This is a genomic window from Actinospineispora spinosispora DSM 44797 (assembly GCF_000429025.1).
In the GTDB taxonomy this organism is placed as follows: Bacteria; Actinomycetota; Actinomycetes; order Mycobacteriales; family Pseudonocardiaceae; genus Pseudonocardia; species Pseudonocardia spinosispora.
Genome location: NZ_AUBB01000006.1, coordinates 430,578 through 455,949 on the forward strand (window position 1 = coordinate 430,578; position 25,372 = coordinate 455,949).

20 protein-coding genes and 2 tRNA genes are annotated in these 25,372 nt (G+C 69.6%); 6 read left to right on the forward strand and 16 right to left on the reverse strand.

Going from position 1 to position 25,372, the window contains the following annotated elements:
- Positions 1-78: 78 nt before the first annotated feature.
- Positions 79-1,491: a 3-isopropylmalate dehydratase large subunit gene (gene leuC / locus G406_RS0102175; protein ID WP_028932525.1), complete on the reverse strand. Its 1,413-nt coding sequence runs from the start codon at positions 1,489-1,491 to the stop codon at positions 79-81.
- 61 nt (positions 1,492-1,552) lie between these two features.
- Here leuC and G406_RS0102180 point away from each other — a divergent pair, with 61 nt between their 5' ends.
- Positions 1,553-2,254 (forward strand): IclR family transcriptional regulator, encoded by a 702-nt coding sequence (locus G406_RS0102180; RefSeq protein WP_028932526.1) that lies wholly within the window; start codon positions 1,553-1,555, stop codon positions 2,252-2,254.
- A gap of 513 nt (positions 2,255-2,767) precedes the next feature.
- Here the strand turns inward: G406_RS0102180 and G406_RS0102185 are convergent.
- Positions 2,768-2,840: transfer RNA gene (locus tag G406_RS0102185), tRNA-Glu, on the reverse strand.
- Positions 2,841-2,867: 27 nt separating this feature from the next.
- Positions 2,868-2,939, reverse strand: a tRNA-Gln gene (locus tag G406_RS0102190).
- Between the two features lie 314 nt (positions 2,940-3,253).
- On the opposite strand from G406_RS0102190, the gene G406_RS0102195 reads away from it, so the two are divergent.
- The gene (locus G406_RS0102195; RefSeq protein ID WP_028932527.1) at positions 3,254-4,504 is read left to right on the forward strand and encodes an FAD-dependent oxidoreductase; all 1,251 of its coding nucleotides are present in this window, start codon (positions 3,254-3,256) and stop codon (positions 4,502-4,504) included.
- Here G406_RS0102195 and cimA read toward each other — a convergent pair.
- The 4 genes from cimA to G406_RS0102215 all read right to left on the reverse strand — a co-directional run bounded on the left by cimA (position 4,441) and on the right by G406_RS0102215 (position 8,968).
- Positions 4,441-6,129: a citramalate synthase gene (gene cimA, locus G406_RS44140; RefSeq protein WP_084215710.1), complete on the reverse strand. Its 1,689-nt coding sequence runs from the start codon at positions 6,127-6,129 to the stop codon at positions 4,441-4,443. The two genes, G406_RS0102195 and cimA, sit on opposite strands and share 64 nt — an antisense overlap.
- Before the next feature lie 170 nt (positions 6,130-6,299).
- Positions 6,300-6,677, reverse strand: a complete 378-nt coding sequence (locus tag G406_RS0102205) for a YybH family protein (RefSeq protein WP_028932528.1) — start codon at positions 6,675-6,677, stop codon at positions 6,300-6,302.
- A complete protein-coding gene (locus G406_RS53550) occupies positions 6,674-7,348 on the reverse strand; it encodes a TetR/AcrR family transcriptional regulator (protein ID WP_156934629.1) in 675 nt (224 codons plus the stop codon). The genes G406_RS0102205 and G406_RS53550 overlap by 4 nt, the downstream gene beginning before the upstream one ends.
- A gap of 576 nt (positions 7,349-7,924) precedes the next feature.
- Complete coding sequence (locus G406_RS0102215; RefSeq protein WP_028932529.1) at positions 7,925-8,968, reverse strand: 3-isopropylmalate dehydrogenase; 1,044 nt, start codon at positions 8,966-8,968, stop codon at positions 7,925-7,927.
- Between the two features lie 221 nt (positions 8,969-9,189).
- Here G406_RS0102215 and G406_RS0102220 point away from each other — a divergent pair, with 221 nt between their 5' ends.
- Positions 9,190-10,164 (forward strand): purine-nucleoside phosphorylase, encoded by a 975-nt coding sequence (locus G406_RS0102220; protein WP_028932530.1) that lies wholly within the window; start codon positions 9,190-9,192, stop codon positions 10,162-10,164.
- 101 nt (positions 10,165-10,265) lie between these two features.
- Here the strand turns inward: G406_RS0102220 and G406_RS0102225 are convergent, their stop codons facing one another.
- The 8 genes from G406_RS0102225 to G406_RS44155 all read right to left on the reverse strand — a co-directional run bounded on the left by G406_RS0102225 (position 10,266) and on the right by G406_RS44155 (position 20,823).
- Positions 10,266-10,886, reverse strand: a complete 621-nt coding sequence (locus G406_RS0102225; protein ID WP_028932531.1) for a class F sortase — start codon at positions 10,884-10,886, stop codon at positions 10,266-10,268.
- Positions 10,883-12,772 carry a hypothetical protein gene (locus G406_RS0102230; RefSeq protein WP_156934630.1) on the reverse strand — a complete coding sequence of 630 codons (1,890 nt, stop codon included), beginning with the start codon at positions 12,770-12,772 and terminating at the stop codon, positions 10,883-10,885. The genes G406_RS0102225 and G406_RS0102230 overlap by 4 nt, the downstream gene beginning before the upstream one ends.
- Positions 12,773-12,938: 166 nt before the next feature.
- Positions 12,939-14,543: a phosphoglycerate dehydrogenase gene (gene serA / locus G406_RS0102235; protein ID WP_028932533.1), complete on the reverse strand. Its 1,605-nt coding sequence runs from the start codon at positions 14,541-14,543 to the stop codon at positions 12,939-12,941.
- Between the two features lie 94 nt (positions 14,544-14,637).
- Entirely contained in the window at positions 14,638-15,468 is an 831-nt protein-coding gene (locus G406_RS0102240; RefSeq protein ID WP_028932534.1) for an MOSC domain-containing protein, read from the reverse strand.
- 67 nt (positions 15,469-15,535) lie between these two features.
- Complete coding sequence (locus G406_RS44150) at positions 15,536-17,188, reverse strand: DHA2 family efflux MFS transporter permease subunit (protein ID WP_037074664.1); 1,653 nt, start codon at positions 17,186-17,188, stop codon at positions 15,536-15,538.
- Between the two features lie 154 nt (positions 17,189-17,342).
- Entirely contained in the window at positions 17,343-18,344 is a 1,002-nt protein-coding gene (gene ilvC, locus G406_RS0102250; RefSeq protein WP_028932535.1) for a ketol-acid reductoisomerase, read from the reverse strand.
- 50 nt (positions 18,345-18,394) lie between these two features.
- On the reverse strand, positions 18,395-18,904 hold the full coding sequence (ilvN, locus tag G406_RS0102255) for an acetolactate synthase small subunit (protein WP_028932536.1): 510 nt from the start codon (positions 18,902-18,904) through the stop codon (positions 18,395-18,397).
- Positions 18,904-20,823 (reverse strand): acetolactate synthase large subunit, encoded by a 1,920-nt coding sequence (locus G406_RS44155; protein WP_084215712.1) that lies wholly within the window; start codon positions 20,821-20,823, stop codon positions 18,904-18,906. The genes ilvN and G406_RS44155 overlap by 1 nt, the downstream gene beginning before the upstream one ends.
- A gap of 301 nt (positions 20,824-21,124) precedes the next feature.
- Here G406_RS44155 and G406_RS44160 point away from each other — a divergent pair, with 301 nt between their 5' ends.
- Together G406_RS44160 and ilvD are read left to right on the forward strand one after the other, a co-directional pair.
- Entirely contained in the window at positions 21,125-21,571 is a 447-nt protein-coding gene (locus G406_RS44160; protein ID WP_051341334.1) for a PH domain-containing protein, read from the forward strand.
- A gap of 5 nt (positions 21,572-21,576) precedes the next feature.
- The gene (gene ilvD / locus G406_RS0102270; RefSeq protein WP_028932537.1) at positions 21,577-23,418 is read left to right on the forward strand and encodes a dihydroxy-acid dehydratase; all 1,842 of its coding nucleotides are present in this window, start codon (positions 21,577-21,579) and stop codon (positions 23,416-23,418) included.
- 43 nt (positions 23,419-23,461) lie between these two features.
- Here ilvD and G406_RS44165 read toward each other — a convergent pair whose 3' ends face one another.
- Positions 23,462-24,070, reverse strand: coding sequence for a DoxX family protein (locus tag G406_RS44165; RefSeq protein WP_051341337.1), 609 nt, complete (start codon positions 24,068-24,070; stop codon positions 23,462-23,464).
- A gap of 102 nt (positions 24,071-24,172) precedes the next feature.
- Between G406_RS44165 and G406_RS0102280 the strand changes: the two genes are divergently transcribed.
- The gene (locus tag G406_RS0102280) at positions 24,173-25,363 is read left to right on the forward strand and encodes a PQQ-dependent sugar dehydrogenase (protein WP_245606980.1); all 1,191 of its coding nucleotides are present in this window, start codon (positions 24,173-24,175) and stop codon (positions 25,361-25,363) included.
- Positions 25,364-25,372 lie beyond the last annotated feature (9 nt).

Consider the following 25,372-nt stretch of genomic DNA (forward strand, 5'->3'; position numbering starts at 1 on the left):
GAGCTGTCGTGAGTGCCCACTCCGGCTACGCCTTCGGCGCCCCTCCGGGGTAGACGGCCTCGCCACTCACAAGAGAAATTAGTCCAGGTCTTCCGGCGACGACAGGGTGCCGCGCACCGCTGTCGCGGCCGCGACCAGCGGGGACACCAGATGGGTGCGCCCGCCTTTACCCTGACGCCCCTCGAAGTTGCGGTTCGAGGTGGACGCGCTGCGTTCCCCCGGCGCCAGCTGGTCGGGGTTCATGCCCAGACACATCGAGCAGCCCGCCGAGCGCCACTCCGCACCGGCGGCGATGAACACGTCGTTGAGGCCCTCGTCCTCGGCCTGGAACCGCACCCGCATCGAGCCGGGTACGACGAGCATCCGCACGCCGTCGGCGACCTTGCGGCCCCGGATGATCTCGGCGGCCGCGCGCAGGTCCTCGATGCGGCCGTTGGTGCACGACCCCACGAAGACGGTGTCGACCGCGACCTCACGCAGCGGCGTGCCCGCGGTCAGACCCATGTAGTTCAGGGCCTTCTCGGCGGCGACCCGCTCGTTCTCGTCGACGATCTTCTCCGGGTCCGGCACCAGCGCCGACAGCGGCAGTCCCTGACCGGGGTTGGTCCCCCAGGTGACGAACGGGGTGAGCGAGTCGGCATCGATGTCGACCACCTCGTCGAAGGTCGCGTCGTCGTCGGTGCGCAGCTCGCGCCACGCGGCGACCGCCTCGTCCCACTCGTCGCCGGTCGGGGCGTGGTCGCGGCCCTTGAGGTAGGCGAACGTCGTCTCGTCCGGCGCGATCATGCCGGCGCGCGCGCCCGCTTCGATCGACATGTTGCAGATCGTCATCCGGGCCTCCATCGACAGGTTGTCGATGACGTTGCCGCGGTACTCCAGGACGTAGCCCTGGCCGCCGCCGGTACCGATCTGCGCGATGATCGCCAGCACGACGTCCTTACTGGTGACGCCCGGGCGCAGGGTGCCGTCGGAGCTGTTGACGTTGATCGCCATGGTCTTGAACCGCTTGAGCGGCAGCGTCTGGGTGGCCATCACGTGCTCGACCTCGGACGTGCCGATGCCGAACGCCATCGCGCCGAACGCGCCGTGCGTGGAGGTGTGGCTGTCGCCGCACACGACGGTCAGCCCCGGCTGGGTGAGCCCCAGCTGCGGGCCGATGATGTGGACGATGCCCTGCTCCGCGTGGTTCATCGGGTACAGCGGCACACCGAACTCCGCGCAGTTGCGCCGCAGCGTCTCGACCTGGGTGCGCGACACGGGGTCGGCGATCGGGAGATCGACGTCCTTCGTCGGTACGTTGTGATCTTCGGTGGCGATGGTGAGGTCCGGACGGCGCACCGGCCGCCCGGCGAGCCGCAGCCCGTCGAAGGCCTGCGGGCTGGTCACCTCGTGCACCAGGTGAAGGTCGATGTAGAGCAGGTCCGGTTCGGCGCCCTCGCCCTCACGCACCAGGTGCTGGTCCCAGACCTTCTCCGCGAGCGTCCTTCCCATCGCTTCCTCCGTCTCTGCTTCGATCTAGACGTCCCACATGTCGGGAAGTTAGTATCGTCTCGTGAGACAGCATAGCGGTATCGGCGTCCTGGACAAGGCCGTCGGTGTGCTGTGGGCAGCCGCGAAGGAGCCCTGTGGGCTCACCGAGCTGTGCCAGCGCACCGGTCTGCCCCGAGCCACCGCGCACCGGCTGGCGGTAGGCCTGGAGGTACACGGTCTGCTCAACCGGGGAGCCGACGGCCGCTGGCGTCCCGGTCCGACACTCGCCGAGCTGGCCGCCCGCTCGGGCGACCCGCTGCTGGAGGCCGCCGCGGCGGTGCTCCCCCGGCTGCGGGATCTCACCGGGGAGAGCATCCAGCTGTACCGCCGTGACGGCATGCAGCGCATCTGTGTGGCGTCGTCGGAGCCGACGAGCGGTCTGCGGGACACGGTTCCGGTGGGCACCCGACTGTCGATGGGGGCGGGTTCCGGCGCGAAGGTCCTCGCGGCGTGGGCCGATCCGGCGTCGCAGCGGGCGATCCTGGCGGACGCGACGTTCACCGAGCGGACGCTGATGGAGGTGCGCAGGAGGGGCTGGGCGCAGAGTGTCGCGGAGCGCGAGTCCGGTGTGGCGAGCATCTCGGCGCCGGTCCGCAACGCGAACGGCCAGGTCATCGCGGCGGTGTCCGTGTCGGGTCCGGTGGACCGGATCGGCCGCAGGCCCGGGGCGCGCTGGGCGGCGAATCTCCTGGCGGCGGCGGACGCGCTGCAGCATCGACTGTAGGGGGCTACTTCGCCTGCATCTCCCGCAGTGAGAACGGGTGCATCACCGCTGGCCATCCAGTGTCTTGGCGTGGTCGGGCGGTATCAACCCCCGGCTGACGCCGGCCTCGCACGCGTTCCTGGTTGCACGCGTTCAGGGGCGAGGTTTCAGGGTTGACACCGCCCGACCACGCCAAGTGCAGGCCAGGATCGCGGTGATGGGTGACCTGCGCGGCGCTTTCCAGGCCACGGCTGCGCCGCGTCCCGTCTCGGGTGCGGCACATCAGTCGGACGCACGACCCGAAGTGCTCGAGCGGCAACTTCGCACATCTACGTGTCACGTCGCACACGTTGGAACATGTGCGACGTGACACGTAAGTGTGCGAAGTCATCCCCACCCACCCAAAGGTGACCACCGCAGGGGGGGCCGGGGGGCGAAGCCCCTCCGGCGTGGGGGTCTGGGGGGCTCGGCCCCCCAGAAGCAATGCGAAAAAGCCCTGCCCGCACACTTGCGGGCAGGGCTTTCCCAGCTTTGTAGCCCCGACGGGATTCGAACCCGCGCTACCGCCTTGAGAGGGCGGCGTCCTAGGCCACTAGACGACGGGGCCATGGCAAACGGTTTGCACCGTTAACCGCTGGGGTACCAGGACTCGAACCTAGACTAACTGAACCAGAATCAGTCGTGCTGCCGATTACACCATACCCCATTGGCTTTGGAGCACCGTCTCCGGTGTTCCGTGCTGGAGATAGCTTAGCTGACGCCCCTCAGGCAGGTCGAAGCCCACCCCCCATCATCCGTCTGGGACTGCATCTTCCCTGGTCAGAGTGAAGATCAGCCTTCCAGAGCAGGCTCGGGGGGACACTGAGCGGCACCAATGCCGACTCCGGCGCGCAATTCGCGCCGCCATTCGGCCAGCCTCGCTGAATGTTGTGCAAATAACAAGAGCCTCAGCCTTGACGCATTGAGCGTCAGCGCACAGGATAGATCTATTCAACAGGTGTTGAATCTGGAGGTCGGACGATGACGGACACCCGGTGCGTGATCGCGGGCGGCGGCCCGGCGGGGATGGTGCTCGGGCTGTTGCTGGCGCGCGCGGGCGTCGCGGTGACGGTGCTGGAGAAACATGCCGACTTCCTGCGCGACTTCCGGGGCGACACGGTGCACGCCTCTACTCTCACGCTGCTGGACGAGCTGGGGCTCGGTGAGCAGTTCGCCGCGCTTCCGAAACGTCTGGTGGACCATGTCACGATGCAGACCGACGCCGGCACGGTCGAACTCGACCTGCAGGGGCTACCCGGCGCGCATCAGCACATCGCGATGGTCCCGCAGTGGGACTTCCTCGAGCTGCTCGCCACCGACGCGGCGCGGGAGCCCAGCTTCACCCTGCGCCACAACTGTGAGGTGACGGGGCTGCTCACCGAGCGTGGCCGGGTCGTCGGGGTGCGTTACCAGGAGCGAGGCGCCGAGGACGGTGCTCCCCTGGGGCCGGAGCGGGAGTTGCGGGCCGAGCTGACCGTGGCGTGCGACGGGCGTGGGTCGCTGGTGCGGGAGAAGACGGGGCTGCGCAGCCGAGTGTTCGGCGCACCGATGGATGTGTGGTGGTTCCGGTTGCCGCGCGAGGCCGACGATCCGGTGGGTGCGGTCGGGCGGCTGTCCACCGGGCAGTTCGCGGTCATGCTGGACCGGGGCGACTACTGGCAGTGCGCGTACCTCATCCGCAAGGGCAGCGACGCGGGCCTGCGCTCCGAGGGCGTCGAGTCGCTGCACCGCCGGTTCGCCGAGCTGCACCCGTGGCTGGCCGACCGAATGGGCACGATCGGCAGCTGGGACGACGTGAAGCTGCTGGCGGTGCGCCTCGACCGGGTGCGGCGCTGGTACGCCGAAGGGGTCCTGCTCATCGGCGACGCCGCGCACGCGATGTCGCCGGTCGGCGGCGTCGGCATCAATCTTGCCGTCGCCGACGGTGTCGCCGCCGCCCGTATCCTCGCGGGACCGCTGCGTGCGGGCCGGGTGACGCTGGCCGACCTGCGGCGAGTCCAACGACGCCGGTGGTGGCCGACCGCGGTGATCCAGCGTGGCCAACGGCTCATCCACCGGTTCGTCATCGAACCCGAGCTGAGTGCGACGTCCGGCCGATCCTCGGGCACCCGCCCGCCCCTGGCCCTTCAGCTGCTGCGGCGGGTGCCCGTGCTGCGTTCCGTCCCGGGCTACCTGGTGGCGATCGGTCCGCTGCCCGAACACGCACCGTCCTGGGCCCGCCGCCGGGTCTGATCCCGCTGCGCGGCGAACGTCAGCGCGTCCACCAGCGCCAGCCAGGACGCTTCCACCACATTGCCGTGCACGCCGACCGTCGTCCACGAGCCGCCGCCCTCCGCGGCGGAGTCGGTCGACTCCACCAGGACCCTGGTGACCGCCTGAGTGCCGTGGTCGCCCTGCTTCGGGTTGAGGATCCGGACCTTGTAGTCGGACAGGTCCACGTCCCGAAGCCACGGGCAGGAGGGCGTGAGCGCCGAGCGCAGCGCCGCGTCGAGCGCGTTGACCGGACCGTTGCCCTCCTCGGTCGCGATGACCCGGTGACCATCCACGGCCAGCTTGACCGTCGCCTCCGCGACCACCTCGCCGTCCGCTCGCCGCTCGGTGATCACCCGGTAGGACTCCAGCTCGAACGGCGCGGCCGGCGCGCCGTCCGCATCGACCGCCGTACGCATGAGCAGCTCCAACGAGGCATCGGCCGCTTCGAACGACCAGCCCTGGGCCTCGCGCTCCTTGACCGTCGCGACGACCGCCGACACGGCCTGGGGGTGACCGGCCAGGTCGAGGCCGAACTCGGCGCCCTTGAGCTCGACACTCGCCCTGCCCGCCATCTCGGTGACCAGCACTCGCTGGCCGTTCCCGACGACCGTGGGGTCCATGTGGTTGTACAGCTCGGGGTCGACCTTGATCGCGCTCGCGTGCAGCCCGGCCTTGTGCGCGAACGCGGACGCCCCCACGTAGGCCTGGTGCGTGTCCGGCGCGATGTTGGCGATCTCCGCCAGCGTGTGCGCGGTCCGGGTCAGCTCGACGAAGCTGCCCTCCGGCAGCACCGGCATGTCGAGCTTCGTCACCAGGTTGCCGATCACCGCGAACAGATCGGCGTTGCCGGCCCGTTCGCCGTAGCCGTTGGCGGTGCACTGCACGTGGGTGGCGCCGGTCTGCACTGCCGCGATGCTGTTGGCCACCGCGCACCCGGTGTCGTCCTGGCAATGGATGCCCAGCCGGAACCCGGTCCGCTTCGCCACCTCGCCGACGATCTCGGCGACCCGCAGCGGCAGCATCCCGCCGTTCGTGTCGCACAGGACAGCCACGTCCGCTCCGGCGGTCACCCCGGCGTCGAGCACCCGCAGCGCGGTCTCCGGGTCGAACAGGTACCCGTCGAAGAAGTGCTCGGCGTCCAGGAACACCCTGCGTCCTTCCGCGCGCAGCAGGGCGACCGTGTCCGCGACCATCGCGCAGCTCTCCACGACATCGGTACGCAGCGCGCGCTCGATGTGCCTGCGATCGGACTTCGCGACCAGCGTCACGACCCGCGCTTCGGAGTCGAGCAGCGCGCGCACCTGCGGGTCCTCGTCGGCTCGGACACCCGCCTTGCGGGTGGCGCCGAACGCGACCAGCGCGGCGTGCCGCAGCTCCAGCTCACCGGCCGCCGCCCGCGCGAAGAACTCGGTGTCCTTCGGCAACGCTCCTGGCCAACCGCCCTCGATGAACCCCACACCGAGCGCATCGAGGTGGCCCGCCACGGCGAGCTTGTCGGTCACCGAGTAGCTGATGCCCTCACGCTGGGCACCGTCCCGCAGCGTCGTGTCGTAGACGTGGAAAGCATCTCCGAGTGGGGTGCCGGTGGGCGTTGTACGGGACATCGGCTCTGCCGCTCCTGCCGGTCGAGAAGTGTGGTGGTGGATGTGGCACCAACAAAAAAGACCCCTCGCGAATGCGAGAGGTCTGCGCGTCGGGTGCTGGTGCTGCTACCCGGCGCGCTCCGCAATAATGATCACAGACTGAAGTGCCACGTCGCCGACAGTAGCACCGATCAGGAAATGCCGGTCCCCTGCGCCGACACGAGCCGCCAGCAGTGACCGCGCTCCGCGACGAACACGTGGGTGTACCTGCTCGCGGCGCTCACCTGGGTGCCGTCCGGCATGGTCAGCTCCATCGCCGTCCGCCCCACGACGACCGCGGTGTCGCCGAAGACCCGCACGACCGCGTCCGCCGGGAACGACTCGATCCTGCTGAACCGCACGGCCCCGGACACCACGAACTCCAGGAACTCGGGTCGATGGGTGACCCCGCCGGCCTGGACGTCCACGATCAGGAACTCCGGCGCGAGGACCTGGTCGAGCGCCGCCGAGTCCGCGGCCAGCAGGGCGTCGAAGAATCGACGATCGGTGTCGAGGATCGCGTCGGTCATGATCGGGCCTCTCCCCCGCCGCGAACCTGGCCTTCGATGCCGGCGAGCAGGTGGTCCAGACCGGTGCGGAACCGCCGGTGCATCGCGGCCGGGTCCGTGCTCGGGTCGAAGCGGGCCAGGTTCGGATAGTCGGCCAACCGATCCGGTCCGGTCTCCGCGCGGTAACCGAGGTTGTCCTCCGCGCTCGACTCGGCGTGCACGAAGCCCAGCACGAACCACAGCACCGCCAGGTACGCGTCGGCCACCTCGTCGTCGGGCAGGCCGCTGCGCGCCACCAGGGCGAGCATGTCGTCGGCCAGCCGCATCGTGACCGGGCCCAGCCGCCAGCCCGCACCCCAGAGCACCGACACCAGCGCCGGTCGGGGTCTCAGCACCGTGCGTACCGACTCGGCGAGTGCGGTCAGCCGCTCACGCCATGTACCGGCCTCCGGGACCACCACCTCGCGCAACGTCTCGTCGAGCACGGCGGCGAGAAGCTCGTCGCGGTCTCTGACATGCCAGTACAGGGTTGCCGGTCCGGTGCCCAGCGCCTTGGCCAGTGACCGCATGGAGAGACCGTCGATCCCGACCTCGTCCAACAGCGTGGCGGCGGCGGTCAACACGTCCTGACGGGACATCGTCACCCGGCCCTTGGCACGGGCCGACACAGACTCGAACGGCGCTCCAGACACACGAACACCGTACTAGACCTGCACGCCTCGCGCCCCCTCACCCACGAGTCGGAGCTTCCGCCGCGCGAGTCGGGGTTTTCGTCAGCGCGAGTCGCTGGATTGTGCGGGGCGGGTCCCCGCTGGCCATCCAGTGTCTTGGCGTGGTCGGGCGGCCTCAACCCCCGGCTTCGCCGGCCTCGCACTCGTTCCTGGTGCACGCGTTCAGGGGCGAGGTTCCAGGGTTGACCCCGCCCGACCACGCCAAGTGCAGGCCAGGATCGCGGGGAAAGGGGAAGGCTGCGGGCCCTGTGCGGCGGCTGCGCCGCACAGCAGGGGGCCTCGCGGGCCAGGGTTGCGCCACGTCCCTCGCCATTCCGGGGTGCCCCCGCACTGGTGGCGACCGAACAGCGGCGACACCGCGCATCTTCCGCCCACACCGCGCCAGGTGCACGGTGCGCGGCGTCGCCGTGCGGTGCGCGGCGTCGGCTCACGGTTGCCGGCGCGGGGGCCTTGCGGTGCACTTCGCAGAGCCCGGTGTCGCGTCGCAGATGTTGCAGCGTCTGCGACGCGACACGGGGGTCCGCGGAGTGGTCTCGACTAGATCGCGTCGAAGGTTGCCGGGCGGCCCACCAGGGCTGCCAGGCGGTCGCCGATCGACTGGGTGTGGCCTGCCGCGCCGTGGTCGCGGGTCGCCAGGTCGAACGCCACCGAGGCCTCGACCTTGCGGGCCGCCTCGCGGTTGCCCACGTGGTCCAGCAGGAGCGCCACCGACAGCACAGCAGCCGTCGGGTCGGCGATGCCCTGGCCGGCGATGTCCGGAGCGCTGCCGTGGACCGGCTCGAACATGCTCGGATTACGCCTGCTGACGTCGACGTTGCCGCTCGCCGCGAGCCCGATGCCACCGGTGACGGCCGCAGCCAGGTCGGTGAGGATGTCACCGAACAGGTTGTCGGTCACCACGACGTCGAACCGGCCCGGGTCGTTGACCAGGTGGATCGTCGCCGCGTCCATGTGCAGGTAGGAGACGCCGACGTCGGGGTACTCGAGCGCGACCTCCTCCATGATGCGCGACCACAGGCCGCCCGCGTGGGCGAGCACGTTGGTCTTGTGCACCAGGGTCAGGTGCTTGCGCGGCCGGCCGGCCGCCCTGGCGAAGGCGTCGCGGACCACCCGCTCCACGCCGAACGCCGTGTTGACGCTCACCTCGGTGGCGATCTCGTGCTCGGTGTCCTTGCGCAGGTGCCCACCGGCGCCGGCGTACGGGCCCTCGGTGCCTTCGCGGATGACCACCAGGTCGATCTCGCCGGGCTGCGCCAGCGGGCTACGCACACCCGGGTACAGCCGCGCGGGGCGAAGGTTCACGTGGTGGTCGAGCTCGAATCGCAGGCGCAGCAACAACCCGCGCTCCAGGATGCCGCTGGGCACCGATGGGTCGCCCACCGCGCCGAGCAGAATCGCGTCGTGCTCGGCCAGCTCGGTGAGCACCGACTCGGGCAACAACTCACCGGTCGAGTGCCACCGCGCAGCGCCAAGGTCGTACGTGGTCGTCTGCGCACCCGGAGCAACTTCCCCGAGCACCTTGAGTGCCTCGGCGATGACTTCGGGTCCGATCCCGTCTCCGGGAATGACCGCCAGTCGCATGACTGCCGCCTCTCGTGCTGTCCGGCACAAGCGCCGGCTGCTGATGTTCCGACGGAACGCTACCGGCTGCGCTGAGCCCAATTTGCCAGCGGCCACCCATTTGGGCTAACCCTTTCAGGTGAAGATCGGGCTGATCACCTAGCCGCCGGTCATTTCGGGCTGACTCGGGGCCCTCGATCCGAGCGTGCCACCGGGGGCGGAGTGATCTTAAGGTTGGATCCATGTCCAGCCCTCGCCGCCCTGGTCGGCGGACCATGGTCCTGCTTTCGGTCGTCATTCTCGTCGTGGTCGCCGGCGCGACTTCACTGGTGGTGACCCACCTTCGCCGCGGCCCGGAGCCGCTCACGGTGCGTGTGTTGGTGATCACAATGTTTCCGCTCGAGACCGCGCCCTGGCTCGCGCACGAGTCGCTGCCCATCACGCATGTCGTGCCGCACGCCCCGGAGCCGCTGCGGTGCGCGTCCAGCGGGCTGTGCGTGGCCACGATCGGCCAGGGCAAGGCGAACGCCGCGACGGCCATGAGCGCGATCCTGGACGACGACGGGCTGGACTTCCGGGACGCCTACTTCATGACCGCCGGCATCGCCGGGGTGTCACCGCGTGCCGGCACGCTCGGGTTCGCCGCGTGGGCACGGTGGGTCGTCGACTGGGACCTCGGCCACCATCTGACGCCGCGGAGCGCACCCGGCGTCCCGCACGGCTATCTCCCGCTCGACGATCAGGGCACCAACGTCTTCCACCTGGACGACAAGCTCGTCGACATGGCCTACGACCTGACGAAGACGCTGCCGCTGGCCGACAGTCCGGACGCGGTGCGCAACCGGGCGCAGTACGCGGGCCAGGCAGCGCAGAAGCCGTTCACCACGGTGTGCGACACGGTGACCGGCGACGACTACTGGTCCGGCGTCGAGCTGTCCGAGACGGCCGACTATCTGACCGGCATCTGGACGAAGAACCAGGGCAGGTACTGCACGTCCCAGATGGAGGACAACGCCACCGCGACCGCGTTGGCCCGCCACGGCTACCTGAACCGCTACCTGGTGCTGCGCACCGCGAGCGACTTCGACCAGCCCTACCCCGGCCAGAACGCCAAGGACACGGTGACGACGTTCCCCGGAGCACAACCAGCGGTCGACAACGCCTACCTGGTCGGGTCAACGGTGGCCCACCACCTGCTCACCCGATCCCCCCGCTAACCGTCCGTCCCAACACGGCACGAAGGTGTGGGCCGTGGGACGCCGCCGGCCGGGTGCCCCTGGGGGCGCCCGGCCGGCGGTGTGTCAGGTCGGCGGCGGGGTCAGGCGACGCCGGTGAGGGTTGCGAAGGCCACGATGTTGTCCACGTAGCTGCGCTTGCTCTTGTCGAACGCCCCGCCGCAGGTGATCAGCCGCAGCTGAGCGTCGGGGGTGTCCCCGTAGATGTCCTGCGTCGGGAACGTGTTCTTCGGGATCTGCTGCAGCTTGGTGACGGTGAACAGCGCGGTCTTGCCGTCCGCGCGGGACACCTTGACCTGGTCACCCGGCTTCAGCTCGCTGAGGTGGGCGAAGATGCCGTCCTTACCCCCACCGTTGATGTGCCCGAGGATGATCGCCGGGCCCAGCGCCCCCGGCGTCGGCCCGAACTTGTACCAGCTCGCCTGCAGCGGCTGGCTGACCGGCGGAACCGAGATCGTCCGGTCCTTGTTCAGTCCCAGCGGGATGAGGCTGGACGTGGCGTTGATCGAGTCGATCCGCAGCTCGGTCGGGTTGGCGGTGGCCAGCGGCGGGATCGCCGTGACCGGTCCGCCCGCGACGACCGGGGCCTGCAGGACCGGACCGTTGTTCGGGCCCGGCTCGGCCGGGCCACTGCTGCACCCCGCCACGAGGGCCGCGAAGGCGGCTACCGCCGCGACCACCGGAACTACTCTGCGCAGACTCATCGCCGCACTCCCCGTCGAGCCGAGGCGCTGCCCACGCCAGCCGCGCCGGTCATGCCGGCCAGGCCCAGGGTGAACATCGCCGCCGAGTTGTTGATCGGGCCGCCACCGGTCTCGGGGGCACCCTGCGGGTAGACGCTCACGGTGTCGCCGCCGCCGGCCGAACCACCGTCGCCGTCACCGCCGTCACCGTCGTGGTCACCATCGCCCTGGACGAAGAAGTCCTCTTCCAGGGTGTCGTTGCCACAGCGGATCCGGATGGTGTGCTCGCCGGGCTCGGCGTCGTCACGCACGTGCGTCACACCGGAGTAGCGCCAGTCCTTGCCGTCGTGGTCGACGTCGATGTCGTCGAGAACGTCGGAGTCGAGGTCGCCGACCGACCAGTCACAGCCGACGTTGACGTCGATCGCGTCACCGCGGTGGCCGTAGCCCGGGCTCAGGCTCAGGTAGCGGTCGTGGTCGCCGCGGTCGCGCAGCACATGGAACCAGGTCGTCTCCCTGTTCCCGTCACAACTGATGGTGACCTTGCCCCAGCCCTTGTTGGCGTGACGGTTGACGTGCGTGGTCCCGGTGAGCCGGTTCATCCCATCGCCACCACCCCGACGGCCGTCCAGCGTGATGTCGTCCAGCACGTCGGACTCGAGACGGGCACGGTTGTCGTTGCACCGCACGGAGACGTCGATCGCGTCGCCCTCGTAGCCGGAACGGTCGCTCAGCCACGGGTCCCTCGGACCCCTGCCGCCGGGACCGCCACCGTCGCCCCGGATGACCCGGAAGGTGTCGGTCGCCTCCGCGCGGTCGTTGCCGTTGACACAAACCCTGGTGACACGGTGGTCGCCTTCACGGGCGTTGTCGTTGACCCAGCCGCGGTCACCGTTGAAGGAGACGTCGTCGCCGCGCAGAGGGCCGTCCTGCCTGCCGTTGATGCACTCGCCGTTGGCCCAGATCGCGTCGCCCTGACGGACCGTCCTCGGGGAGACCTTCAGGGTCGCCCTCAGCTTGCCGTCGTTGCCGCCCGCCCGGTCCACCCGGAACCGGTCGGTGGCGGTGTCGGTCTGCCTGCCGTTGCTGCAGACGAGCGTGACCGAGTGGTCGCCCTCGCCGGCGTTCTGGTCGACCCAGCCGGTGGTGCCGCTGAAGCGAACGCTGTCACCCTGCAGCGACTGGACCCGACCGCCCTGGCAGACCGCGCCGGAGTCGATGCTGTAGCCGGGACGGACCGTCTTCGGCGACAGCGCGAGGCTGGCCTTGAGCGGCTGGCTGTTGGGGTCCTTGGCCACCTGGAAGCTGTCCGTGGCACGCACGGTCTCGGGGCCGTTGGCACACACCAGCGTCACCGTGTGGTTGCCGACGGAGGTGTTGTCGTCGATCCGGGCGCTGTTGCCGTTGAAGTTCACGCCATCGCCGACCAGCGACTGCTGCTGGCTGTTCTGGCAGCTCACGTTCGCGGTGACGGTCTCACCGGGGCGCACCGTCTTCGGGGAGAGCGACAGCGACGCCTTGGGAGCGATGATGGCGTTGGCGGGAGCGCTGGTGGTCGTGGTCGCAACCGGAGCGGGGAGCGTCGATACCGACGGTGCCGGCTGCTTCGTGGTGGTCCTGGTGGGCGTCGGCTCCGGACGGTTGGTCGTCGTCGGGGTCGGCCTCGTGGTGGGCGTGGGCTCCGGCTCACGCTCGCGGGTGGTGGTCGGCTCGGGCTGCTGGACCCTCTGCCGCTGGGCGCTGCCCTCGGCCTGTCCTCCGCCGGACTCGCCCGGCGCTGACTCGGTCGACGTGGCCGCCGCCGCACCCGGGGTGTCGCTCTCGTCTGCGGCGAGCGCGGCGGGAGCGGTCCAGAGCAGGGTGAGCAGTGCCAACGTGGTGCCGGCTAGAGCGGTACGCGCTCGCATCGATCAACTACCCCCTTCGTATGTGGTTGCTAGTGGGAATACCAGCACCTTTCAAAGGGGACACCGCTCGCCAGGCTGAGATTGTTTCAGCTCGTAACCGGATTGTGACCCTAAGGACAGTTCACTCACAGGGTGCACCGATCGGTACACCCTGCGAGTGACGGCGTCAGCTGAAGCTCACCTGGGTGGCGGTACGCGCGCCGATGGCCGCACCGACCGGACTAATCACGGTGTTGTCGACCGGACGATCCACCCGGAGCAGCATGATGGCGTCCGTACCGTCGGTCGTTTGACTGATCTGAGCGGCTTCGATGTTCACGCCGGCCTCGCCGAGCAGCGTACCGACCCGCCCCATGACGCCCGGACGGTCGGTGTACTCCAACAGGACGACGTCACCCTCGGCGCGCAGGTCGAAGTGGCGGCCGTTGACCTCGACGAGCTTCTCCACCCCGGCGCGGCCGGTCAGCGTGCCGGACACGGTCAGCTGTTCCCCGTCGGGCATGGCGGCACGCAGCTGGACCATGCTGCGGTAGTCCTCGCTCTCCGGCGAGGTCCTGACCTCGACCGCGACCCCGCGCTCCTCGGCCAGCGAGGGCACGTTGACGAAGGTGACCTGATCCTCGACCACGTCGTTGAACACCCCGCGCAGCGCCGCGAGCGGCAGCACGGACACGTCCTCCGAGGACAGCTCGCCGTACACCTCGACGGTCACCGAGCTCGGCACCCGGTTGCTCAGCGCGTACAGCAGGGTGCCCAGCTTCTGGGTCAGCGGCAGGTACGGCCGGACCTCCTCGCCGACCACACCGGTGATCTGGACGTTCACCGCGTCCGGGACGAACTCGCCGGCCAGCGCCAGCAGCACCGACTGCGCGACGTCGGTGCCCGCGCGGTCCTGCGCCTCCGCGGTGGAGGCGCCCAGGTGCGGCGTGACCACGATGTTCGGCAGCTCGAACAGCGGGCTGGTCGTGGTCGGCTCGGTCACGTACACGTCCACGCCGGCGCCACCGACGTGACCGGACCGCACGGACTCGGCCAGCGCGTCCTCGTCGACGAGACCACCGCGGGCGGCGTTGACGATGACGACACCCTTCTTCGTCTTCGCCAGCTGGTCCTTGCCGATCAGGCCGAGGGTCTCGGGCGTCTTCGGCAGGTGGATGGAGATGATGTCGGCCGTCTCGAGCAGCTCGTCCAGCGACAGCAGCTCGATACCGAGCTGCGCGGCACGGGCCGGTGCGATGTACGGGTCGAACGCCACGATCTTGGTACCGAACGCGAGCACCCGCTGCGCGACCAGCTGACCGATCTTGCCGAGGCCGACGACGCCGACGGTCTTGCCGTTCAGCTCGACGCCGGTGTACGCGCTGCGCTTCCACTCCCCCGCGCGCAGGCTCGCGTCGGCGGCCGGCACGTGACGCAGCGCGGACAGCAGCAGCGCGACCGCGTGCTCGGCGGCCGAGACGATGTTCGAGGTCGGGGCGTTGACCACCATGACACCGCGCGCGGTCGCGGGCGGTACGTCGACGTTGTCCAGACCGACACCGGCACGCGCGACGACCTTCAGCTGGTGCGCCGCACCGAGCACCTCGGCATCGACCTGGGTGGCCGAGCGCACCAGCAGCGCGTCCACGTCGGCAACCGCCGCGAGCAGCGCCGGACGGTCGGTCCCGTCGACGTGCCGGATCTCGCAGGATTCGCTCAGCACGTCGATGACGGACGGTGCCAGCTTCTCGGCGAGCAGGACGACGGGGCGACGGGCGGCGGCGGTGCTCACAATGCTCCCAGTTATCGAGGTGTGGAATCGCGACCGATCGTAGTGGCGAGACACCCGACACTTTCGTGCACCGTGACCAGCGTAATAAGGATTCTCACGATCCCTGTTCGACGGTTTCGTCCCATTTCTCGATCGCCAGCTCGTCGCCTATCGACACGCTGCCGGTACGGGTGACCGCGAATTTGACGCCGAATGCGACCCCGGATTTCCCGATCATGCGGTAGGCGGCGAGCGTGCGCAGCGGTTCGGGTCCGGACTTGACCCCGGTCAGCTGGTCGACCGTCGTCACCACGCAGCGGATGGCGAGCTTGGTGAACCCGAGCTCGACGTCCCCGGCCCGCACGACCCTGGCCCGGTCCTCCAGGAACGGCTCATCCCACCCGTCGACGACGATGTTCGGCCGGAAACGGTTCATCGGCAGCTCGACCGCGCCACGTTCGCCGAGCCGTCCGTTCAGTTCCTTCAGCGAGGCCAGCGAGGTGACCAGCACCGCCGCTCCGTCGGCGTAGCCCGCGGTGCCCGGCGTCTCGCCGTCGGTGACCCGGTCGTGGTCCGGCGGCACCCGCACCAACCTGTTCGGCGCCCCGAGGAAGTCCGACAGCCAGCGCGCAGCGTCCTCTCCCTGGTCGATGCCGCGCATCGGCTTGCCCAGCATCTCCACGTCGATCCTCGGCCCGTCCTCACGCACGTCGAACGCGAGCGGTTCGACGTCCGGTGCGTTCAGGACCAGGCGCCCCGGCTCGACCGAGGGCCGGATCCGGGCCAGTGCCGGCATGCGACGCTGCGTCCGCCCGATGCCCTCGGGGTCCACGACCATGAAGGCGCGGTCCTGGTCCAGACCTGCCGGGGTCAGCCGCGAGTCGGCCAACGCGGTCCCGGCGCAGCCCTTGATCGGGTAACAGTGCAGTTCGGCGATTCTCACCACGAGCGGGACGCTACCTCCGCGAACACCGCCGAAGCGCGGCATTTGGCGCATCTCATGAGAGCCGCGCTCAGCCGATCTCGACCGGCTCGGCGTCCTCCGTGCTGGGCGCTTTTCCGTTGCGCAGGAAGAAGGCCAGCAGGACGCCCGCGAGCGTGCAGATCCCCGCGACCAGGAACACATTGCTGTAGCTCTGCGCCTGGACGTCGAGCTGCAGCCGCTCCATCAGCGGGATGAGACCCGCCTGGCCGCCCTGGCTCTCCATCGCCTTGATCCTCGGGTCGAGCTCGGGGCCGGCGCTGGCCAGCAGCTCGGAGCGGTTGATCATGCCTTCGGCCTGCTGAGCCGTGGCCAACGCGGTCAGTGCCGCCAGCCCGAGCGCGGCCGTCACCCGCTGGGTCAACGTGTTGAACGCGCTGCCCGACCCGACGATGCTCGGCGGCAGCGACGAGATGCCGCCGGTCATGATCGGCATCATGCCGAGCCCGAGCCCCGCCGCCCTGATCATCATCCAGACGATCAGCTCCGGTCTCGTCATGTCCGCGTTGATGCCGGTCAGCAGGAGCGTGCCGCTCCCGGCGAGGGTCAGCCCGATCACGGCGGGCCAGCGCGGGCCGATCCGGTCGTAGATCCGACCCGCGAGCGGCATGCACACCGCCATGACCAGTGCCTGCGGCAGCACGGTCAGCCCGGTGTTCATCGCGGTCAGACCCTGGCCCTCCTGCAGGAACAGCGGCACGTAGAACAGCACGGCGAACAGGCCGATCGACATGATGCTGATCAGCAGCAGCGAGTTCACGAACGGCCAGTGGGTGAACACCCGCACGTCGAGCAGCGGCTGCCTCGTCTCCAGCTCGATGATGACGAACAGCGCCAGCAGCGAGGCCGACCCGGCGATCAGCATCAGGACCGGGTACGACGTCCAGCCCCAGTCCTGGCCCTCCGACAGGGCCAGCAGCAGCGAGAACAGGCCGGCGGCGATGCAGATGAAGCCCGGCACGTCGAAGCGCCTGCCGGCCGCGCCGGCGAACTTCGGCAGTACGACGATCGCGCCGATCGCGCCCAGCAGGCCGACCGGGACGTTGATGTAGAAGATCAGCCGCCAGTCGACGTACTCGACCAGGTAGCCGCCGAGCGTCGGGCCGACACCGGGCGCGACGACGATGCCCAACCCGTACAGGCCCATCGCGGCGCCGAGCTTCTCCTTCGGCACCATCTTGTAGAGGATCGTCAGGCAGGTCACCGGGATCACGCCACCCGGGATGGCCTGCAGAATCCGGAAGACGATCATGCTTTCCAGATCCCAGGCCATGCCGCACAGCGCGGACGCGGCGCAGAATCCGCCCAGCGCGATCAGGTAGAGCCGCTTGAGCCCGAGCCGTTCACCGAGCCAGGCGCTGGTCGGGACGATGACACCCAGACACAGCGTGTACGCCGTGCTGATCCACTGGATGTCCTCGGTGGTGGTGCTGAACTGCTTCTGGATCGTCGGGACGGCGACGTTGACGATGCTCGTGTCCAGGATCGACATGAACATGCCGATGACGACCACGGCCAGCGGTAGACCCCAGTTGGGTGTGGTCGTGTCCGGCGCCGGTGGCTCGTGGCTCGGCGGTACCCGGCGGGGTGGCTGTTGGCCCGGTGGTTGCTGGCGAGGGGGCTCGGCGACGGTGCTCGGAGCGTCAGCCTCGGCATCGGCGCCGGTCGTAACCGAACGCGTCATACCCTCGACGATAACCGTTCGAGTGGGTAATTAGCAATGCGAAGCTCATAAGGGTCGCGCGATGCAGCCGTTTCATGATCACCACCGCGTGAGGGCTGTTTCGCGGCTCGAAAACTGCCGTCAGGCGGTGGTGATCATGAAAACCTGCCCCAGGTCAGGCGGGGGGTGCGACCCAGGACATCAGGCCGCGGAGCTTGGCGCCGACCTGCTCGATGGAGTGGTCCTCGCCCTCCTTCTGGAGGCGGGTGAAGTTCGGCCTGCCGGCCTCGTCCTCGGCCACCCACTCGCGGGCGAACGTGCCGTCCTGGATCTCGCCCAGGATCTTGCGCATCTCGTCCTTCACCGCGGGGGTGATGACGCGCGGGCCACGGGTGAGGTCGCCGTACTCGGCGGTGTCCGAGATCGAGTAGCGCTCACCGGTGATGCCGCCCTCGTACATGAGGTCGACGATCAGCTTGAGCTCGTGCAGGCACTCGAAGTAGGCGATCTCCGGGGCGTAGCCGGCCTCGGTGAGGACCTCGAAACCGGTCTGCACCAGCGCCGCGGCGCCACCACAGAGCACGGACTGCTCGCCGAAGAGGTCGGTCTCGGTCTCTTCCTTGAACGTCGTCTCGATGACGCCCGCGCGGCTGCCGCCGATGCCCTTCGCGTAGGACAGGGCGAGCGCCTTCGCGCTGCCGGACGCGTCCTGTTCGACCGCGATCAGACAGGGCACGCCCTTGCCGTCGGCGAACTGGCGGCGGACCAGGTGACCGGGGCCCTTCGGCGCGACCATCGCCACGTCGACGTCGCCCGGGGGCTTGATCAGGTCGTAGCGGATGTTGAAGCCGTGACCAAAGAAGATCGCGTCGCCGCTCTTCAGGTTCGGCGCGATGTCGTCGGCGTAGATGAAGCGCTGCTTGGTGTCCGGCGCCAGGATCATGATCAGGTCGGCTTCGGCGGACGCCTCGGCCGGGGTCAGCACCCGCAGGCCCTCGTCCTCGGCCTTCTGCCGCGACTTCGACCCCTCGGGCAGACCGATCCGCACGTCGACGCCGGAGTCGCGCAGGCTCAGCGCGTGCGCGTGCCCCTGGCTGCCGTAGCCGATCACGGCCACCTTGCGGCCCTGGATGATCGACAGGTCGGCGTCGTCGTCGTAATAGATGTTGGCAGGCATTGCTGCTCGAATTCCTCTCTGGAGCTGTATAGCGGGGTCTAGCGGGGGAATTACCGCACGGCAGCGGCGGTGATCGACCGGGGTCCCCGGCCGACGGCCACCATGCCTGATTTCACCATCTCGCGGATGCCATACGGTTCGAGCATCCGCAGGAGCGCGGCCAGTTTGTCGGACGTGCCGGTGGCCTCGACGGTGAGCGCCTCCGGTGCCACGTCCACCACCTTGGCACGGAACAGCTGAACGGTTTCCAAGACTTGGCTGCGCACCGTCGCGTCGGCGCGGACCTTCACCAGCAGCAGCTCGCGCTGGACCGACACGGCCGGCTCGAGCTCCACGATCTTGATGACGTTGATCAGCTTGTTGAGCTGCTTGGTGACCTGTTCGAGCGGCAGTTCGTCGACCGAGACGACGATCGTCATCCGGGAGACCTCGGGCACCTCGGTCGGGCCGACGGCCAGCGACTCGATGTTGAACCCGCGTCGGCTGAACAGGCCGGCGACCCTGGCGAGCACACCGGGCTTGTCCTCGACCAGGACGGAGAGCGTGTGTGAGGTGTACATCAGCTCTCTCCCCCGGCGCCGTTCGTACTGGCGGACGGACCGCCCAGCAGGTCCTCGTTCTCGATCACGACACCGGTCGCGGCGTCGTCGTCGTCGAACAGCGGGCGGATGCCGCGCGCGGCCATGACCTCGTCGTTGCTGGTGCCGGCGGCGACCATGGGCCACACCTGGGCATCCGCGCCGACCACGAAGTCGATCACGACCGGGCGGTCGTTGATCTCCATCGCCTGCCTGATGACCTCGTCGACCTTGTCCTTGGACTCACAGCGCAGGCCGACGCAGCCCATCGCCTCGGCGAGCATCTTGAAGTCCGGGATGCGGTGCTTGTGCGTCCCGAGGTCGGTGTTGGAGTACCGCTCCGAGTAGAAGAGGTTCTGCCACTGCCGGACCATACCCAGGTTGCCGTTGTTGATCACAGCCACCTTGATCGGGATGTTCTCGATCGCGCAGGTGGCCAGCTCCTGGTTGGTCATCTGGAAACAGCCGTCGCCGTCGATGCACCACACGGTGGTGTCCGGCAGTCCGAGCTTCGCGCCCATCGCGGCCGGGACCGCGAAGCCCATGGTGCCGAGACCGCCGGAGTTGATCCAGGACCGGGGCTTCTCGTAGCGGACGAACTGCGCCGCCCACATCTGGTGCTGACCGACACCCGCCGTGTACACCGCGTCCGGACCACCGATCGCGCCGATCCGCTCGATCACGTACTCCGGCGACAGCGACCCGTCGGCGGGCCAGGTGTAGCCGAGCGGGAAGGTCTCACGCAGCCCGTCGAGCTGCTTCCACCAGGTCGTCAGGTCGGTCACCCCGCCGCTCTCGGCGTGCTCCGCGCGCACCGCCTCGATCAGGTCGGTGATGACCTCCTTGCAGTCACCGACGATCGGCACGTCGGCCCGCCGGTTCTTGGAGATCTCCGCCGGATCGATGTCCGCGTGGACCACGGCGGCACCCGGGGCGAACGTGGACAGCTGACCGGTCACCCGGTCGTCGAACCGTGCGCCCAGGGTGATCAGCAGGTCGGCCTTCTGCATCGCGGCGACCGCGGTGACCGTGCCGTGCATGCCGGGCATGCCGACGTGCTGCGGGTGGCTGTCCGGGAACGCCCCGCGAGCCATCAGCGTGGTCACGACGGGTGCGTTGGTCAGCTCGGCGAGCGCCAGCAGCTCCTGCGACGCCTCGGCCTTGACCACACCGCCGCCGACGTAGAGGACCGGGCGGCGGGCGGTCGCGATCAGCCGCGCGGCCTCACGGATCTGCTTGCCGTGCGGACGGGTCGTCGGCCGGTAGCCGGGCAGCTTCATCTCCGGCGGCCAGGAGAACGTGGTCTGCTCCTGCAGCACGTCCTTCGGGATGTCCACCAGAACCGGGCCGGGGCGGCCCGTCGACGCGAGGTAGAAGGCCTCCGCGATGGCCCTCGGGATGTCGATCGGATCGGTGACCAGCATGTTGTGCTTCGTCACCGGCATCGTGATGCCGGTGATGTCCGCCTCCTGGAAGGCGTCGGTGCCGATGAGCGCCCTGGACTGCTGCCCGGTGATGGCCACGACCGGGACCGAGTCCATGTAGGCGTCGGCCAGCGGCGTCACCAGGTTGGTCGCGCCGGGACCGGAGGTGGCCATGCACACGCCGACCTTCCCGGTGGCCTGCGCGTAACCCGTGGCCGCGTGGCCCGCGCCCTGCTCGTGGCGGACCAACACGTGGCGTACCGAAACCGAGTCGAGCAACGGGTCGTAAGCGGGAAGGATGGTGCCGCCGGGAATCCCGAATACCGCCTCGCAGCCGACCGCCTCGAGTGAGAACACGAGTGACTGGGCACCGGTGGCCGGAATCGGCTCACTGGCACCGCGCTGCGGGCGGGTGGGTGGCGGTGTGGGTTTGGGCGGACCGGGAACCGGTGCCGGTCGGGGCGTCGCGGTTGTCATCGCTTGCTCTGCCTCGTTGTCTGAATCTGGTCGGATGACTTATCGGGATCGGGCTGTCGCGGCTGGCGTGCTCGTGGCACAAAAAAGCCCTCGCGGCCGCGGGTCGGCGGAGCGAGGGTTGCGCGTCGACTGAAACCTCTCAGGCGTCGACGCGCCGGAGAAGTACGAGGTCGACAATGCGTGGCATGCCACTGACCGTAACCGGCCTCCCCGCGACGGTCAACACAGCTGGGACGATGCTCACGCGTCTGTGTCATAACGCGCCTCCCGAGCCGCTCAGCCGACCTGGGACGATGAGCCGGTGAGCAGTGCCGACAACCGATACGTCTTCCGCGTCTCCCCGCTGGCGGTGCTGGCCGCGGTCACCCTCGCGGTGTGCGTCACACCGATCGCGGTGTCCGCCGTGTGGCTCCTGCCCGTCTACCTGATCCCGGTCGCGGTCATCGTCTACGTGTTGCGCAGGCGCACGACGGTCGACTCCGAGGCGATGGAAGTACGCGGCATCGTCGGCTCGACACGAGTAGCCTGGTCGGAGATCAGCGGTCTGAAACTGCGCTCCTCGCGGACACGATCCCGAGTCAGCGCCGTACTCACCAGCGGCACGGAGCTACCACTGCCGGCCGTCTACGTCCGCGATCTGCCCGTTCTCGCCGAGGCGAGCGGTGGCCGGATCCCCGATCCGTCCGCCCCGAAGCCCGAGCCCACCACACCGGCTACACCCGCGTCACCAGAGTCGCCCGAGGAGTGACCGTCATGCCCGCACTTCGTTCCCGCGTCACCACACACGGCCGCAACGCCGCCGGAGCCCGCTCGCTCTGGCGCGCCACCGGCATGGGCGAGAACGACTTCGGCAAACCGATCGTGGCGATCGCCAACTCCTACACCCAGTTCGTGCCCGGTCACGTCCACCTCAAGAACCTGGGCGACATCGTCGCGGAGGCGATCACCGAGGCCGGCGGCGTCCCGCGCGAGTTCCACACGATCGCGGTCGACGACGGCATCGCGATGGGCCACGGCGGAATGCTCTACTCGCTGCCGTCGCGCGAGGTCATCGCGGACGCGGTGGAGTACATGGTCAACGGGCACGCGGCCGACGCGCTGGTGTGCATCTCCAACTGCGACAAGATCACCCCCGGCATGCTGAACGCGGCGATGCGGCTCAACATCCCGACGGTCTTCGTGTCCGGCGGCCCGATGGAGGCCGGCAAGGCCGTGGTCGTCGGTGGTGTCGCGCAGGCCCCGACCGACCTGATCACCGCGATCTCCGCGTCAGCGTCCAGCGAGGTCGACGACGAGGGCCTCAACGCCGTCGAACGGTCGGCGTGCCCCACCTGCGGGTCCTGCTCGGGGATGTTCACCGCGAACTCGATGAACTGCCTGACCGAGGCGCTCGGGCTCGCGCTGCCCGGCAACGGCTCCACGCTGGCGACCCACTCCGCGCGTCGTTCGCTGTTCGAGCGCGCCGGCACCACGGTCATGGAGCTGTGCCGGCGCTGGTACGAGAACGACGACGAGACCGCGCTGCCGCGTTCGATCGCGTCCCGCAAGGCCTTCGAGAACGCGATGGCGCTGGACGTCGCGATGGGCGGCTCCACCAACACCGTGCTGCACATCCTGGCCGCCGCGCAGGAGGGCGAGATCGGGTTCGACCTCGCCGACATCGACGCCGTGTCACGCCGGGTGCCGTGCCTGAGCAAGGTCGCGCCGAACTCGAACTACCACATGGAGGACGTCCACCGCGCCGGCGGAATCCCCGCCATCCTGGGTGAGCTGTGGCGCGCCGGGCTGCTCAACACCGACGTCCACACCGTGCACTCCCCCTCCATGGAGCAGTGGCTGTCCGAGTGGGACATCCGCTCCGGCTCGACGTCGGAGACCGCTCTGGAGCTGTTCCACGCCGCACCGGGCGGGGTCCGCACGACCGAGGCGTTCTCGACCTCGAACCGCTGGTCCTCGCTGGACACCGACGCCGAGGGCGGCTGCATCCGGGACCGGGAGCACGCCTACACCGTCGACGGCGGCCTCGCGGTGCTGCGCGGCAACCTGTCCGAGGACGGCGCGGTGATCAAGGCCGCCGGTATCCCCGAGGAGCTGTGGCTGTTCGAGGGCCCGGCGCTGGTCGTGGAGAGCCAGGAGGAGGCCGTGTCGGTCATCCTCGGCAAGAAGATCCAGCCGGGTGACGTGCTGGTGGTCCGCTACGAGGGTCCCTCCGGCGGCCCGGGCATGCAGGAGATGCTGCACCCGACCGCGTTCCTGAAGGGCGCCGGTCTCGGCGCGAAGTGCGCGCTGATCACCGACGGGCGGTTCTCCGGCGGCTCCAGCGGTATCTCGGTCGGCCACATCTCGCCAGAGGCGGCACACGGCGGCCCGATCGGCCTGGTCCAGAACGGTGACCGCATCCGCATCGACGTGCACTCGCGGTCCCTGGAGCTGCTGGTGTCCGACGAGGTGCTCGCCGAGCGGCGCGCCAAGATGGACGCCTCCGAGCGCCCGTGGCAGCCGGTCGACCGCCAGCGTGTGGTCTCGAAGGCCCTGCGCGCCTACGCCGCGCTGGCCACCTCGGCCGCCACCGGCGCCGTCCGCGAGGTCCGCTAAACCACCCGTGAGTGATGTGGGCTGCCAGAGCAGCCCACATCACTCACGGGGTGTGCAGTAGGAGGCGGGCGGCGACGGCCGCGCCGACGCCGAGTACCAGGCAGGGGAAGCCGATCGCGGCCGAGCGGCGGAACAGCGGGAGCACCCGGTCCAGGGCGAGCCTGCCCGCGCCGGTGAGGACCACGGCCGTGGCGGCACCGGCGAGCACCAGCTCGAACTCGTAACCCCTGCCCTCGGGGGCGAGGAAGAACCCGCCGGGCAGCTTGAGCCAGATCGCATTGATCATGATCGCCAACAGGCCGGCGGCGGCGAGCGGGGTGAACGCGCCCAGCACCAGCATCGCGCCGCCACCCAGCTCGGTCACCGCGGTGAGTCCGGCGAGCAGTGAGCTCTGCTGGAAGCCGTTCGTGGCGAGGAACGCGGCCGCGCCGCTGATCCCCGGTCCACCGAACACGCCGAACATCTTCTGCGCCCCGTGCCCGATGAAGATCACACCGAGCACCACCCGCAGGACCAGCAGGCCCAGGTCCGCGCCGGAGTGCCACCGCACCTGATGGGCCACCCGGCCGGGCTTGTCCATGGTGACGGTCGGTTCCTCGGGGTCAGCGTCGTAGGCGCTGTACCGCTGCTCTCGCCCGGACGCCCACGTCATCGACGCAGAGTAACCAGCGTCGAGATGATGTCGCCGCAACCGGTACGCGACGCGCCGAACTCCTCACCTGAGGTTCACGGCCCGCTGCCTAAGGTTCAGCGCGTGACCCGATCGCCGTCCCGCGTCTCGGCGCGCCGGCACACGGCGCTCCCCCGCCGGCCCACCCTGATCGCCGTGGTACTGGCGATCGCGGTGACGTTGCTGGCCGGTTGTGCCACGTTCCAGGACACCGGCGCCCGCCAATGGCACGACAAACCCCAGGAGGGCGGGCCGCTGGCCGCGCCACCGAGGGTCCCCGACCAGCCGCCGGAGTCCGAGCAGCCCGCACAGCCTCCCGGTTCGCCGGGCGGGCAGGCGAGCCCCAACGGTTGCGTCGACCCCGACCCCCAGGTGGTCGCGACGTGCCTCAACCCGGTGTCCGCGATCGCCGTCATGCCGGACGCCCAGAGCGCTCTGGTCGCGGAACGGGCCACCGGCCAGGTGTTCCAGGTCCAGAAGGGCAAGCCCGCCCAGCTCGTCTCGAGCATCCCGGTCGACGCCGCGAGCGGCGGCCTGATCAGCCTGGTCCTGTCCCCCAGCTACGACGAGGACCAGCTGCTCTACGCCTACATCGCCACCCCCGCCGACCACCGTGTGGTGCGGATCGCGCCGGGTGACCCGCCGGTGCCGGTACTGACCGGTATCCCGCGGTCGACCGGTAGCGACGCGGGCGCGCTGGCTGTGGGCAGGGACGGTGCGCTGCTGGTCGCCACCGGGAGCGCGGGCGGCGACAACGGCTCGCTCGCCGGCAAGCTGCTGCGCATCGACACGTTCGGGCATCCGCTCAAGGACAACCCCAACCCGGCGTCACCGATCTACAGCTCCGGCCTGCAGACCCCCGGCGGTCTGTGCGTCTCGCCGACCGACGGCACGGTGTTCATCACCGACCACCTGTCGGACCGCGACGTGCTGTACCAGGCGACACCGGGCCAGCTCGGCACTCCGGCCTGGAGCTGGCCGGACCGCCCCGGGGTGGCGGGCTGCACCGCGCCGCCCGGCGCCATCGCGGTGGCCGAGCGCACGTCGTCCGCGCTGTTCCTGCTGCACACGAGCCCACAGGGTGGCTTCACCGGCGTCCCGCAGACGATGCTCGCCGGCACCTACGGCCGCCTGGGCCCGGCCACCCTGGCCTCCGACGGCCTCATCTGGCTGGGCACCAACAACAAGGGCGCGGGCGGCCCGATCGTCTCGAGCGACGACCGGGTGATCCGCATCCAGCCGCCGTCGGGCGGCAGCGGCTCAGGCCCCGACTAACCACACAAA